The sequence below is a fragment of the Protofrankia sp. Cj5 genome (assembly GCF_917627405.1).
GTDB lineage: Bacteria > Actinomycetota > Actinomycetes > Frankiales > Frankiaceae > Protofrankia.
The window spans coordinates 1-13,049 of sequence record NZ_CAKJTO010000072.1; the positions used below are offsets into that span (position 1 = coordinate 1).

Here is a 13,049-nt window from a genome sequence, read left to right on the forward strand (position 1 = left end):
GGGAAAACCTGTGTGCCTCTCGTCTCGAACGTGCTCCCAGCGCGGTCGGCACTACAGGGCATCTCCGACGGGAAAAATGCCGACCGTAACCCGATCCCGCTATAGCGGTGATGCGCGCGGTCTGAGAGCATCCGTTCTTGTGCGCATATCAGGGTTCCGTCGCCCTTCCGTAACCATGCGTGGGTATGCCGTCGCGTTGATGTTGATGTTGGCCGCATGCTCCAGCGGGGGAAGTGAACCAGCCGCGCGGGCTTCGGCCAACGCTGGATCCGGTGCCGGATCAACGGCCGCGTCCCGATACGGCACGCCGCTGAAGGGGATCTGCCCGGACACCGTGGTTTTCCAGGAGCCGTGGTGGCCGGGTGCGGACTACGGGTTCGCCTACCAGCTCCTCGGGCCGAACCCGGTGATCGACAGGAACAAGAACCGGATCACCGGCCCGCTCGGCGCTACCGGCGTCACGTTCGAGATCCGGGCTGGTGGCCCGGCGGTCGGCTTCCAGCCGACGTCCTCCCTGCTTGCTCAGGACGACAGCATCCTGCTCGGCGACGTCGGCACGGACGAGGCGATCCAGAACTCGGGAAAGGCGCCGACAGTGGCGGTCTTCTCGATCTATGAGAAGAACCCGCAGGTTCTTCTGTGGGGGAATCCGGACTGGAACTTCGCCAGCGTCGCCGATATCCACCGGGCGGGGGTGACGGTGCTGGCCAGCGAGAGCGGGACTGTTTACCCGGATGTTTTCATCCGGGAGGGGCTACTGAACAGGTCGCAGGTCGACACCTCCTACCAAGGCACCCCTGACCGGTTTGTCGCCACCGACGGCAAGATTGCGCAGCAGGGGTTCGTGACCTACGAGCCATACCAGCTTGAACACGATGTCAAGGCGTGGGACAAGCCAGTGAGATACCTGCTCCTCCATGACGAGTACCCGGTGTACCGGGCCCAGCTCTCCGTCCGGCCGGACAAGCTGGCGGCCAACCGTGCCTGCCTGGCCAAACTCGTGCCGTTGTTCCAACGGGCGCAACGTGACTATATTGCCGACCCTGGTCCGACCAACCAGCTCCTGCTCACGGTCGTCGGTTCGCTGGACACCAGCGGCTTCACTCTTTCGCCCGGTCTGCTCGCGGATGCCGACACGAAGCTGAAAGAACTCGGGCTGGTCGCCAACGGGACTGACGGGGTGCTGGGCAGCTTTGACACCGCCCGTGTCCAGCGGCTCATCGACCGGCTGGCGCCGGTCTTCGAGGCCAGGGGCACCAAGCCCAAACCGGGGCTGAGACCGGCGGATCTGGTGACCAATGACTTCCTGGACAGGTCGATCTCCCTGAAGTAGCGAGCTCTGGAGCCTGCGGCCGCCATGCGCCGCAGCGACATTCGAAGCTCACGGCCACCCCGCGCGACGCCACCGACCGTCCCGGAGATGGAGTCACTTTCATGAGCGACTACCCGCCCCCCACTTTTGACATCACCAAGCCGCACTCGGCCCGGGTCTGGAACTACTGGTTGGGCGGTAAGGACTATTTCGAAGTTGACCGTGAGTACGGGGACCGGTACTTCGAGATGTATCCGGAGATTGTCGAGATCGCCCGCGTGGGCCGGGCCTTCCTCCGCCGTGCCGTCACCCACCTGGCCGGTGAGGCAGGCATTCGCCAGTTCCTCGACATCGGTACAGGCCTGCCCACCATGGAGAACACCCACGAGATCGCCCAGCGGATCGCCCCGGACGCGCGTGTCGTCTATGTCGACAACGACCCGCTCGTGCTGCTCCACGCTCGTGCTCTGCTGGTCGGTACCAGCGAGGGCGCCACCGCTTACATCGATGCCGACGTCCATGATCCTGAGAAGATCCTCGCCGGTGCCGCCGAAATCCTGGATTTCACCCGGCCGGTGGGGCTCATGCTGATAGGAATCATGGGGAATGTCGCGGACGTCGACGAGGCGTACGCGATTGTGCGACGGCTTCTCGACGAGGTGCCATCGGGCAGCTACCTGACTCTGGGGGATGGCGTGGTCCTTGACGAGGCCGTCCGGGCCCTCAGCGAAGGCCCCGATGGGCACGGGTACTACAACCGCAGCGTTGAAGAGATCGTCCGGTTCTTCGACGGACTCGAACTGCTCGAGCCCGGTGTGGTCTCGACCTCTCTTTGGCGGCCCGCTCCGGGAAGCGCTCCCGCTGCACTGGATGCGTTCTGCGGTGTCGCGCGTAAGCTCTGAGTACCGTTGGGGATCAATATCATGCTCAGGTACTGAGCACACACGGGGAGCACAGTGACGGGGCATCCGGACCGGGGGTCGGCCGTGGGCCGGATGCTGCTCGGCATTCAGCTGCGCCGTCTTCGGGAGGCCCGAGGCATCAGCCGCAAGGCCGCCGGGTACGAGATCCGCAGCTCCGAATCGAAGATCAGCAGGTTGGAGCTGGGGCGGGTTGGCTTCAAGGAGCGTGATGTAGCCGACCTGCTCACCCTCTACGGCGTCACCGCTGAGGCGGATCGGGCACCGCTGCTTGAGCTGTCCCGGCAGTCCACCCAGCCGGGCTGGTGGAACGCCTCCGCCGATGTCCTGCCGAACTGGTTCGAGCTTTACCTGGGTCTGGAGACCGCCGCGACATTGATCCGGACCTATGAGGTCCAGTTCATCCCAGGCCTGCTCCAGACCGAGGACTACGCCCGTACCGTCATTACCCAAAGCGATGGTCCGGGCGCTGTTTCGGTCAAGGACGTCGAACGCCGGGTCGACATGCGGATGAGCCGGCAGAGGATACTGGACCGCCCGGATCCGCCCCGGCTGTGGGCCGTGCTGGACGAGGCGGCTCTGCGGCGCCCGATCGGCCAGCCCGCGGTGATGCGCGCCCAGCTGGAACGGTTGATCGCGGTTTCCAAGCGGCCGAACATCATCGTCCAGGTGATGCCCTTTGCCTTCGGCGGCCATGTCGCGGAAGGTGGCGCCTTCAGCATTTTGCGTTTCGCCGAACCGGATCTGTCCGATGTGGTCTATTCCGAGTATCTTACGAATGCGCTCTACCTGGACAAGCCATCGGACGTGTACCGCTATTCGGAGGCCATGAACCGGCTCGGCATCGACAGTACAGCGCCCGACCAGGCCGCCGATTTTCTGGCCAGGGTCATCGCCGAGATGTGAGGACGGGGGGCCGGCTTCTCCGACGGCATTGTCTCCCGGCGGGCGATATTACCTCACCGGCGTTGCCCCGACTCGTACCAGGGCCCGACGACCAGGTGAGCCACCAGGCCGAACAAGCAGAAAACAACGAAACCAAAAAGGGCGGAAACGATGATCGCGGCAAACAGTGGCCCGGACTCCAGGCTCCGCGTGTAGCCGTCGATGAGCCGGCCGATCCCTGGTTCCCCCTGGCGGAAGAAGAAGTCGCCCACGATCGCGCCGATCACCGACAGGCCCGCGGAGATACGTAGCCCGGTGAAGACGGCGGGAAGAGCGCCGGGAAACTCCAGCCAGATAAGCCGCCGCCACCGGCTGGCTTGCCGCAACGTGAACAGGTCGTGCTGGCCGGTATCCGCCGAACGGAGGCCGAACAGCGTGTTCGTAATGATTGGGAAAAGCGCGATCAGGACACACACAATGGTCCTGGGCCAGAAGCCGTACCCGAACCAGAAGCCGATCAGCGGAACAACCGCCAGGATCGGAATGGTCTGCAGCAGCACCGCCCAGGGATAGAACGAACGCTCGACCCAACGTGCCTGGTTCATCAGGACCGCGAAGGTCATCCCCAGCGCTGACGCGATCACGAGGCCGACGACGGCGACCTTCGCGGTTGCCTCCAGCGCGGAAAGAATCTCGTGGAACGTGGCCCAGTCGAGAAATCCGTCCAGCACCACCTGATGTGGCGGTGGTAGCAGGAAACGTCGGCGCGGGGCGAAGAGGGCATAACTCACCAGGTACCAGGCCCCGACCACCACACACAGGACGGCGAACGGCGGCAGTGCCGTCCGCGCCGCGCCGGCCAGGCGGGAGAACACCCGCGGCAGCGGCCGGGCCACCGGCAGGGGGGCGTTGTCGGCGGTCACGCGAACGACTCCCGCAGAGCCTCGGAAACGGCCTGCGCGGTCCGGGTGAACTCCGTGTCGAACCGCAGCCCGCTCTGCCTCGGGTAGTCGAAGGGCACCTCGATCTGGGCCAGCACGCGGCCTGGCCGAGCGGAGAGAACGACCACTCTCGTGGCGAGCAGGACCGCCTCCGCCGCCGAATGCGTGACGAACAGGCCGGCGAAACGTTCCCGTGTGTACAGCCGCAGTAACTCGTCCCCGAGACGTTCCCGAGTGATCTCGTCGAGCGCGCCGAACGGTTCGTCGAACAGGAACAACGACGGACGCATGGTGAGCGCGCGGGCGAGCGAGACCCGCATGCGCATCCCACCGGACAATGCCTTCGGGCGGTGCCGCTCGAAGCCCGCCAGCCCGGTCAGCGCGATGGCGTCGGCAACCAGGCGCCGACGTTCCTCCTTCGCCACGCCGTCGAGTTCGGCGAGGAGGCCGATGTTCGCCTCGACTGTCCGCCATGGCAGCAGGGTGGGGTCCTGGAAGACGTAGCCGGGGACGGCCGAGCCGACCGCCACCGATCCGGACGACGCTTCCGTGAGGCCCGACGCGATGCGCAGCAGCGTGGACTTGCCCGAGCCCGAGGGCCCGACCACCGCCACGATCTCGGTATCACGTACCGTAAAAGACACCTCCCGCAACGCCCGGGTACCGTCCGGGAATGTCTTCCCCACCCCCCGGAACGACAACGCGGTACCTACCGGGGCTGGCCCCGGCGACGACGCCTGCCTTTTTGTCTGTTTCATCCTGATCTCCGGCCCAGTGGCGCGCACATGTGGAGGATCCGCCTTTGTTCGCCACGTCAGGTCCCTTGGCTGAAAATTGGAAAATGATTAATCGTACCGGTTTGATCGCACCGTGGCCGCGTCCGCCGTACTCCTGGTAGGCATATCCACCGGAACGGTGACGGCGTGGTCGGGTGGCCGTGGGAAAGCGGCTGCCATGGCGCAGGTGCCCGCCGCTGGCCGTGCCGGCCCTCACAGGCCGCGGGCGACGACGTCGAGGACGGCGCCCAAGGCGCGTTCGCGCTCGGCATCGGGGAGGTCACGCAGCGGCCCGTCGTTGAGCAGTGTCGACAAACCGTGTACGGCTGACCAGGCGGCGTACTCGGCCCCGGGGCGGCGTTCGGGTGGGATCGCGCCGGTCTCAACCAGCTCGTCGAGCCGGCTACCGAGCAGCTCATACGGGCCGAGCCCGCTGGCGCCTGTTCCCTCGCCCGCCGCGAAGGCGCGCGTGGTACGAGGCACGGCGAACGCCGTCTGGAACCAGCCGGGTTCGGTGGTGGCGAACTCCACGTAGGCCCGCCCGAGCGCGTCGAGCCGGGCCCAGGCGGTCACCATCGGGTCGGTGTCGCTGGGCAGCGCGTCGATCCGTTGCTCCATGAGCAGCGCCAGCTGGCTCATGCAGCGTTCGCAGACGGCGCGCAGCAGCTCGTCCCGGTCGGCGAAGTGCCGGTACGCCGCGTTGTGCGAGACGCCGGCGGCGCGGGTTGCCGCCCGTAGCACCACGGCTTCGGGGCCATCGGCTCGGGCCAGTGCGACACCGGCGTTGACGAGCGCCTCCCGCAACTGGCCGTGGTGATAGGGGCGTGGGGGGATGGCAGCCAACATGTTGACAGTGTCCACTTTGGGTGGCACGCTCGTCAATGTTGCCGCTGTCAACTTTAGGAGATGTGCTCTCGATGGCTTCCCCGCGCTCCCGCCGTCGGCTCGCGCTTCTCGCGACCGTCTGCCTCGCCGTGTTCGCGATCAACCTCGACACCACGATCGTCAACGTCGCCCTGCCCGAGCTGGCCCGTCAGCTCGGCGCGACCACCCGCGATCTGCAGTGGATCGTCGACGGGTACAACCTGGCCTTTGCCGCGCTCGTGCTCACCGCCGGGTCGATCGGCGACCGCTTCGGCCGTCGCCCGGTGCTGATCGGCGGGCTCGCTGGCTTCGCCGTCGCGAGCGCGGTCGGGGCGGTGTGTACCGGGGCCGGTGCGCTGGTCGCGGTGCGTTTCGTCATGGGCGCGTTCGCCGCGCTCATCTACCCGACGACACTGTCGGTCATCACGAACGCCTACCCGGACCGCGCCGAGCGCGCCAAGGCAATCGGCGTGTGGGGTGCGGTCACCGGCCTCGGGGTCGCCGTCGGTCCCGTCACGGGTGGGCTGCTGCTCGCTCACTTCTGGTGGGGCGGCGTCTTCCTCGCCCTCGTCCCGGTCGCGCTGGCCGCGGCGGCCCTCGCCGTCGTGCTCGTGCCCGAGTCCAGCGACCCCGGCGCGGCCCGGCTGGACCTGCCCGGTCTGGTCACCTCGTCGGCCGGCATCGGGCTCCTCGTCTACACGATCATCGAGGCGCCGCACCGCGGCTGGACGTCGTTCTGGACGATCGCCGGTTTCACCGCAACGGCGATCATCGTCGCCCTGTTCATCACTGTTGAACGGCGCCGGGCGAACCCGATGCTTGATGTGAGCCTGTTCCGTACGCCGGCCTTCTCGGCCGCGAGCGGCGCGGTGACCGTCGCGTTCTTCGCGCTTTTCGGGTTCATCTTCCTGATCACACAGTACTTCCAGTTCATCCGCGGCTACGGCACCGTCTCGACCGGTGTGCGGATCCTGCCGGTGGCCCTGACCATTGCGGCCGGATCGGTGCTCGGCGCGTGGCTGGCCGGCCGCCTCGGCACCCGCGTCATTGTCGTCACCGGGCTGACGCTGTTCGGCACGGCGTTCGCCTGGATCGCGGTGTCCGCGACCTACGAGTCCTACCTGCGGATCGCCGCACAGATGCTGATCATGGGTGCTGGTCTCGGCCTGACCACCGCACCGGCCACCGAGTCGATCCTGTCCGTGCTGCCGGCGGCGAAGGCCGGTATCGGGTCCGCTGTCAACGACGCCACCCGGGAGGCCGGCGGCACGCTCGGTGTCGCCGTCATCGGCAGCGTCTTCACCTCGATCTACGTCCACCAGCTCGCCGGTACGAGCGTCGCCGCGTTGCCAGCGCAGGTCGCCGGCGCCGCCCGCGACTCCGTCGGCGCGGCGATCGCGACAGCCACCCACGCCGCGCCGGCGGTCAGCCAACAACTTGTCACCGATGTCAACGCGTCATTCATGAGCGGCCTGCACATCGCCTGCCTGGTCGCCGCTGGCGTGTGCTGGCTCGGCGCGCTCGGCGGCCTGGCGTTGCCCGGCCGTCGCGACATGGGCGTACCGCGGCCCGGTCGAACCGTCTCGTCCGACGCTGAGCCGGCGCTGGCCGGTTGAGACAGCCGTCCCGTCGTGACCGTGCGGCCGGTGGGCTCCGGCGTCGCGGCGTCGCGGCGTCGCGGCGCTCGATGGCGCGTAAGAGCGCCCGGCAAGCGGGACGTAGATCGAAAAGCGGGGCTGGGGCAGGCGCATCGCGCGGCCATGGACAGGGATCGATGACGTGCCTACCCCAGCCCCGCCTCCCCGGTCCCCGGTCCGCGGTCGCCAGATCGCTCTGGTGTCGGTGTTTCTCGCGGCGGGTTTTCAGCGGTGTACGGGTAGCCCGGCGGCGGCCCATGCGTGGAACCCGCCGATGATGTCGGTGGAGCGCCGCAGGCCGAGATCGTGCAGGGAGGCCGCGGCCAGGCTGGATGTGTAACCCTGCGAACAGACTATGATGATCCGCTGGTCGTAGCCGGTGGCCGCGGGAAGCTTCGCGTCGCTGGCGGGGTCGAAGCGCCACTCCAGGACGTTTCGCTCGACAAGCAGCGCGCCTGGAATCTCGCCCTCACACGCGCGCTGCGCGGCCGGGCGGATGTCAACGATGATCGCGCCCTGCCGCCGGGCTTCGGCTGCCTGCGCGGCGGTGAGCCGGGTCAGCCTGGCGCGGGCGTCGGTGAGAACCTGTTCGATCGTCCGCGCTCCCGCTGGGGGTGATGGGACGGAAGTCACCAGTCCACTCCTGCCTGCTCACGACCTACCTCGACCAGCCCCGCCCGCTGATCCACGACGTAGCGTCGCATGAACTCCAGGGCCGGTGTGTAGACGTGGATGCTGACCGCCGGGGTGGTGCCGGTATTGCCGATGCGGTGGACGTGAGCTGGACCGAAGGAGCGGACCCGGCCCCTGGCATGTGTGTCCGGGCGGGACGGTCCGTACCGGCCGAAGCCAACCGCCCACTCGGTCAGGACGCCGGCCACGACCGTGAACGCACCCGCGCTGCCGCCGTGGTCGTGCAGGTCGGTGGACTGGCCGGGGAGCCAGGTCAACAGCCATGCCTGATGGTCGGTGGTTGTCTCCAGCAGCGTGTACCACCGCCGGTCCGGGTCGAAGCGGACCAGCGGAACCCAGCCGTCCCGGTGCGTCGTGAGCCGTCGGACGATCAGGGCGGCGGCTGTCGGGCTGTGCCTCCTGCCCGTGCGGGCACGCGATCGGGAGTGGGATGCCGTGGTCATCGTTTCCCAGCCAGATCGCTGGTTTCGGTGGGTGTGTCCAGACCGAGGCCGACAGGTGAAGCGGTGCTCATGGCTGGATGCCTCCAAAGACGGGACGGGCGACCGGGAGAGGAACGGCGTCAGGCGCCGGCGAGGTGACGGCCGGCCGTCGTGACGGCCAGTTATGGCGATACGGCAGCGGGAGCGGGTCTGTACGGCGCGTAGCCGCGGCACGAACCGGCGGCACGAACCCGTGGAGAAGCGGGGATGGCGTTGCGGACCTGGCTGCGGATGCGCCTCCGGCGGAACCACGCTGCTCTCACGCCATCGGTCAGGCGCCTGCCGCCAGCCAGGCCGCGAAAGAGAACCCCGGCCCGGTATCTGGTACCCACCCATAGAGATCGGGTGGGCCGCCGCCGTCGGCGACGGTCACGATGGTCAGCGACAGAGCGCGCTGGAGGTAAGCCGGTAGTCCATGTAGCGACACGCCACGAGGAGAAATCTCGACCTCATGAGTCGACAATGCCTGGTCGGCTGGCGTGGCGTCAACTGGCGAACGGGAGGCTCAGCCGTTTCGTGAAAGATCATTTTTTGGGCAAAGCCGGTGCCGGTGCCGGCGCTGGTCGAACGTCATTCGTCGGCGGGCGGTGGCTGGGCGGCGAGCAGGGAGCGCAGGGCCGCGCCTTCGGCGGGGCTGAGCTGTTCGACGAACCGCTGCAACACCGCGGTCGGGGTCTCACCTCGGCCCAGCAGAGCCTTCATCTGCTGGGCGGCAAGCTCCTCCCGTGCGGCCAGCGCCCGCCAGGCGTAGCCACGACCAGTCGGTATCCGCTCCGCCAGCCCCTTCTCCGCCAGTCGGGTGAGGATCGTCGTCACCGTTGTGTAGGCGAGATCGCCCCCGAGGGACTGCTGGATCACGGCTGGGGCCACCGGCTCGTCCGCGGCCCACAGCGCGGCCAGTATTTCGCGCTCCAGCGCGCCGCGCGCCCGACGGACCCGCCGGTTTTCCGCCCGGTCGCCCATGCAACCCCCGGTCTCCCGTAGCAGCGACGTCTCGTCGTAGCATACGACAGTGTTGTAGTAGTCTACCGCCGGTAGTAACTCCAGCGCATTCGGCGCATGCGGGGGCGCGATGTGATCGTTGATGATGACTGTGCCGAGGTCAATGTGACCCGATATGTCCGTCGTCCGGATTATGCGCCAGGTTCCCGGCCGACGGCCATCGGCCATCAGTTGTCCGTTGTGGTACGGCTGCCGGTCGCGATCGGTCGGCATCCCTGCACCCATGAGCGCGCCCGGCACGAGGGGCATGCCCCAGCCCCGCGATGCCGCGTCCCCTCTTGCCGGTCGCCCGTAGCCTGGAGACGAGAAGAAGTATGAGTGATCTTACCTATATGCAGTCGATTGTCACCGGGCTGCTGCAAGGTGTGACCGAATTGTTCCCGGTGTCCAGCCTCGGGCATTCCGTGCTGGTCCCCGCGGTGATTGGTGGAAGCTGGAAGCACCTTGTTACCGAATCGGCGTCCTCAACCAGTGAACAGTCGCCCTATCTGGCGTTCATCGTCGCGTTGCACGTGGCGACAGCCGGCGCGCTGCTTGTCTTCTTCCGGTCCGACTGGATCCGTATTATCCGTGCCCTCGCGGTCAGTCTACGCAGCCGTACCGTGACGACCTCGGACGAGCGGCTGGCCTGGCTGCTGATTATCGGCACGATCCCCGTCGGGCTCACCGGCTTTCTTCTCGAGCACACCTTCCGGACGCTGTTCGCCAAACCGCTGGCCGCCGCGCTTTTCCTCACCCTCAACGGGGTCATCCTCCTTGCCGGAGAGCGGTTGCGTCGCAACGCGGAAGCCCGCCGCGCGCATCCCGTACCCACGGCTCGCAGCGGCGATGCCGATGCCGATGGCATCATCGAGCGTCACGGCATGGTGGTCGCCGAGCGGCGTGGTCTCGACCGGCTCGCCTACCGGGAGGCCGGCGTCATCGGGCTGTTCCAGACCTGCGCGCTGTTCGCGGGCATTTCCCGGTCCGGGATCACCATGGTCGGCGGGCTGCTCCGCGGCCTTGACCATGAGGACGCCGCCCGATTCTCCTTCCTGCTCGCCACCCCGGTCATCCTCGCCGCTGGCCTCCTGAAACTCCCCACCCTCGCGGGCAGCGCCGGAAGTCACATTCACGGCCAGGTCATCGTCGGGATGCTTGCCGCCGGGACCGCCGCTTACCTCTCCGTGCGTTTCCTCACCAACTACTTCGAGACCCGTACCCTCACCCCATTCGCCGTGTACTGCCTCGTTGTCGGTGGACTCGCCACCCTGCGTTTCGGTATCGGCGGCTGACAGCGATTTCGCTCGCCGCCGTCGACGATCGACCGGACGGGCTGCGCGCCGGGACCCAGGCGCGCAGCGCATGATCGTTGCTTTCGCGGCGTGCGGCGCGAAACCGCTCCCGGCCATCCCGGCCATCCCGGCCATCCTGGCCGATGCCATCCCGGTTGACGTCATCCTGGTCGATGCCATTGCCGACGGCGGCAGCCAGCGTATGCGGCTGCTGCTGTCGCGCAGGTGGTTCCGTTTGCCCGTCAACCGGCTCCTTATCACATTGGCGGGGCAGCCCATCCGGCCGGCGGGCGCCAGGCCAGCCATGCCCGGAAAATACATTGACCTGAAGCCGGGTTCAGCTCGTAGTGTTCGTATGCGTCGGCGGCGCTGCGGCCCTTCGTCACTCGGGCGGCAATCCGCCACCGGCCGCTTCGGGTACGGGTCAGCGCCGTGGCGCTGACCCGTGCGGATACAGCGGTATGAAAGCCTCGCGCCACCGTCCGGACTTCGTTCCATCTGCCCTGCTGCCGAGAGAGACCGCATGCTGATCCGAATCCTGCGGGCCCACCTTGGCCCCTACACCAGGCCGATCATGATAACGGTCGGCCTGCAGCTGGTGGCGACGATCGCCATCCTGTATCTACCGACCCTGAACGCCGACATCATCGACCACGGGGTGATCACTGGCGATGTCGGCTATATTGTGCGCACCGGCGGGATCATGCTCGGGGTTGCCGCTGTGCAGATCGTCTGTGCCGGCGCCGCCGTGTATTTCAGTGTTCAGACGGCGATGGCTCTCGGGCGCGATCTGCGGGCGGCACTGTTCGACCAGGTGCAGTCGTTCTCCGTCCGCGAGGTCGGCCGGTTCGGGGCACCCTCTCTGATCACCCGGGCCACGAACGATGTCCAGCAGGTCCAGATGCTGGCACTGATGAGCTTCACGCTGATGGTCTCCGCGCCGATCATGTGCCTGGGCGGAATCGTGCTGGCGCTGCGCCAGGATGCCAGATTGTCCGCCCTGCTGGTCGTGATAGTGCCGGTGCTCGGGACGATCGTCGTCCTGATCGTGAGCCGGATGCGGCCCTTGGGCCGGGCGATGCAGGAACGTCTCGACGCTGTCAACCGGATCCTGCGCGAGCAGATCAGCGGGTTGCGAGTGATCCGAGCGTTTGTCCGGGACGACTACGAGCAGCGCCGGTTCGGGGCGGCCAACGCTGACCTGACCGACGTCTCCCTGCGGTTCGGCCAGTTGATGGCGTTGATGTTCCCGCTGGTGCTTACGGTGGTGAACGTTTCCAGCGTCGCCGTGCTGTGGTTCGGCGCGCACCGCATCGATGCCGGCCAGATGCAGATCGGCGCGCTCACCGCGTTTCTCAGCTACCTCATGCAGATCCTGATGTCGGTGATGATGGCCACCTTCATGTTCATGATGATTCCTCGTGCCGAGGTGTGCGCGGAACGCATCCAGGAGGTGCTGATGACCGGCTCCACCCTGCTGCCGCCGGCGAACCCGGTACGCTCCCTCGACCGGCACGGCGAGCTGGAGTTGCGAGACGTCGGGTTCCGCTACCCGGGGGCGCAGGAGCCGGTGCTGCGCGGGATCAGTGTGCGGGCCCGGCCCGGCCAGATCACCGCGATCATCGGCGGTACCGGTAGCGGTAAAACGACGTTGCTCGGCCTGATCCCACGGCTGGCCGACACCACCGAGGGGAGTGTCCTCGTTGACGGCGTCGATGTCCGTGCGCTCGACCCGGCGTTGCTCGCCGCTACCGTCGGGCTGGTCCCGCAGAAGCCGTACCTGTTCTCCGGCACCATCGCGACCAACCTGCGCTACGGCAATCCGGACGCCACCGACGCCGACCTGTGGCTGGCCTTGGAGATCGCGCAGGCGAAGGAGTTCGTCGAGGCCATGCCCGACGGCCTGGACACCGCGATCGCCCAGGGCGGAACGAACGTGTCCGGCGGCCAGCGCCAGCGCCTCGCGATCGCCCGGGTGCTGGTCTGCCGTCCGCAGGTCTACCTGTTCGACGACTCGTTCTCGGCCCTCGACTACGCCACCGACGCGCGGCTGCGGGCGGCGCTCGCCCGGGAGACCGCCGCCGCGACGGTCGTGATCGTCGCCCAGCGGGTCGCCACCATCCGTGATGCCGACCAGATCATCGTGCTGGACGGCGGCGAGGTCGTCGGTACCGGCACCCATCACCAGTTGCTGGCCGGTAACACCACCTATCGGGAGATCGTGCTCTCCCAGCTCACCGAGGAGGAGGCCGCATGACCGACC

General features: G+C 67.5%; 12 protein-coding genes. 6 read left to right on the forward strand and 6 right to left on the reverse strand.

All coding sequences use genetic code 11. The features are described 5' to 3' along the window. Positions 1-139 precede the first annotated feature (139 nt). The 3 genes from MJ777_RS15585 (at position 140) to MJ777_RS15595 (ending at position 3,138) form a co-directional block, all read left to right on the forward strand. The gene (locus MJ777_RS15585; RefSeq protein ID WP_239376988.1) at positions 140-1,333 is read left to right on the forward strand and encodes a hypothetical protein; all 1,194 of its coding nucleotides are present in this window, start codon (positions 140-142) and stop codon (positions 1,331-1,333) included. 101 nt (positions 1,334-1,434) lie between these two features. Then, positions 1,435-2,214 (forward strand): SAM-dependent methyltransferase, encoded by a 780-nt coding sequence (locus MJ777_RS15590; protein WP_239309296.1) that lies wholly within the window; start codon positions 1,435-1,437, stop codon positions 2,212-2,214. Between the two features lie 93 nt (positions 2,215-2,307). Then, positions 2,308-3,138 carry a helix-turn-helix transcriptional regulator gene (locus tag MJ777_RS15595; RefSeq protein WP_239309327.1) on the forward strand — a complete coding sequence of 277 codons (831 nt, stop codon included), beginning with the start codon at positions 2,308-2,310 and terminating at the stop codon, positions 3,136-3,138. A gap of 53 nt (positions 3,139-3,191) precedes the next feature. On the opposite strand, the gene MJ777_RS15600 is transcribed toward MJ777_RS15595, so the two are convergent. The 3 genes from MJ777_RS15600 to MJ777_RS15610 form a co-directional block, all read right to left on the reverse strand. Further along, positions 3,192-4,040: an ABC transporter permease gene (locus tag MJ777_RS15600; protein WP_370652731.1), complete on the reverse strand. Its 849-nt coding sequence runs from the start codon at positions 4,038-4,040 to the stop codon at positions 3,192-3,194. After that, on the reverse strand, positions 4,037-4,816 hold the full coding sequence (locus tag MJ777_RS15605) for an ABC transporter ATP-binding protein (protein ID WP_239376989.1): 780 nt from the start codon (positions 4,814-4,816) through the stop codon (positions 4,037-4,039). Before MJ777_RS15605 ends, MJ777_RS15600 begins: the two co-directional genes overlap by 4 nt. 231 nt (positions 4,817-5,047) lie before the next feature. Beyond that, positions 5,048-5,695, reverse strand: a complete 648-nt coding sequence (locus tag MJ777_RS15610; protein WP_239376990.1) for a TetR/AcrR family transcriptional regulator — start codon at positions 5,693-5,695, stop codon at positions 5,048-5,050. 56 nt (positions 5,696-5,751) lie between these two features. Here MJ777_RS15610 and MJ777_RS15615 point away from each other — a divergent pair, with 56 nt between their 5' ends. Continuing rightward, positions 5,752-7,314: an MFS transporter gene (locus MJ777_RS15615; RefSeq protein ID WP_239346491.1), complete on the forward strand. Its 1,563-nt coding sequence runs from the start codon at positions 5,752-5,754 to the stop codon at positions 7,312-7,314. 246 nt (positions 7,315-7,560) lie between these two features. Here MJ777_RS15615 and MJ777_RS15620 read toward each other — a convergent pair whose 3' ends face one another. The 3 genes from MJ777_RS15620 to MJ777_RS15630 form a co-directional block, all read right to left on the reverse strand. Beyond that, on the reverse strand, positions 7,561-7,971 hold the full coding sequence (locus tag MJ777_RS15620) for a rhodanese-like domain-containing protein (RefSeq protein ID WP_370652732.1): 411 nt from the start codon (positions 7,969-7,971) through the stop codon (positions 7,561-7,563). After that, on the reverse strand, positions 7,965-8,471 hold the full coding sequence (locus MJ777_RS15625; protein ID WP_239376991.1) for a cysteine dioxygenase family protein: 507 nt from the start codon (positions 8,469-8,471) through the stop codon (positions 7,965-7,967). The genes MJ777_RS15620 and MJ777_RS15625 overlap by 7 nt, the downstream gene beginning before the upstream one ends. A gap of 609 nt (positions 8,472-9,080) precedes the next feature. After that, on the reverse strand, positions 9,081-9,725 hold the full coding sequence (locus tag MJ777_RS15630; RefSeq protein WP_239346495.1) for a BlaI/MecI/CopY family transcriptional regulator: 645 nt from the start codon (positions 9,723-9,725) through the stop codon (positions 9,081-9,083). 101 nt (positions 9,726-9,826) lie between these two features. Between MJ777_RS15630 and MJ777_RS15635 the strand changes: the two genes are divergently transcribed. Further along, positions 9,827-10,786 carry an undecaprenyl-diphosphate phosphatase gene (locus MJ777_RS15635; protein WP_239376992.1) on the forward strand — a complete coding sequence of 320 codons (960 nt, stop codon included), beginning with the start codon at positions 9,827-9,829 and terminating at the stop codon, positions 10,784-10,786. Positions 10,787-11,309: 523 nt separating this feature from the next. Next, positions 11,310-13,043 carry an ABC transporter ATP-binding protein gene (locus MJ777_RS15640; RefSeq protein WP_239309310.1) on the forward strand — a complete coding sequence of 578 codons (1,734 nt, stop codon included), beginning with the start codon at positions 11,310-11,312 and terminating at the stop codon, positions 13,041-13,043. Positions 13,044-13,049 lie beyond the last annotated feature (6 nt).

What these genes read in the sequence shown, in the direction of transcription:
- MJ777_RS15625 (WP_239376991.1), bottom strand. Translation starts at nt 8,471, where the DNA reads ATGACCACGGCATCCCACTCCCGATCGCGTGCCCGCACGGGCAGGAGG.
- MJ777_RS15635 (WP_239376992.1), top strand. Translation starts at nt 9,827, where the DNA reads ATGAGTGATCTTACCTATATGCAGTCGATTGTCACCGGGCTGCTGCAA.
- MJ777_RS15605 (WP_239376989.1), bottom strand. Translation starts at nt 4,816, where the DNA reads ATGAAACAGACAAAAAGGCAGGCGTCGTCGCCGGGGCCAGCCCCGGTA.
- MJ777_RS15630 (WP_239346495.1), bottom strand. Translation starts at nt 9,725, where the DNA reads ATGCCGACCGATCGCGACCGGCAGCCGTACCACAACGGACAACTGATG.
- MJ777_RS15640 (WP_239309310.1), top strand. Translation starts at nt 11,310, where the DNA reads ATGCTGATCCGAATCCTGCGGGCCCACCTTGGCCCCTACACCAGGCCG.
- MJ777_RS15615 (WP_239346491.1), top strand. Translation starts at nt 5,752, where the DNA reads ATGGCTTCCCCGCGCTCCCGCCGTCGGCTCGCGCTTCTCGCGACCGTC.
- MJ777_RS15595 (WP_239309327.1), top strand. Translation starts at nt 2,308, where the DNA reads ATGCTGCTCGGCATTCAGCTGCGCCGTCTTCGGGAGGCCCGAGGCATC.
- MJ777_RS15590 (WP_239309296.1), top strand. Translation starts at nt 1,435, where the DNA reads ATGAGCGACTACCCGCCCCCCACTTTTGACATCACCAAGCCGCACTCG.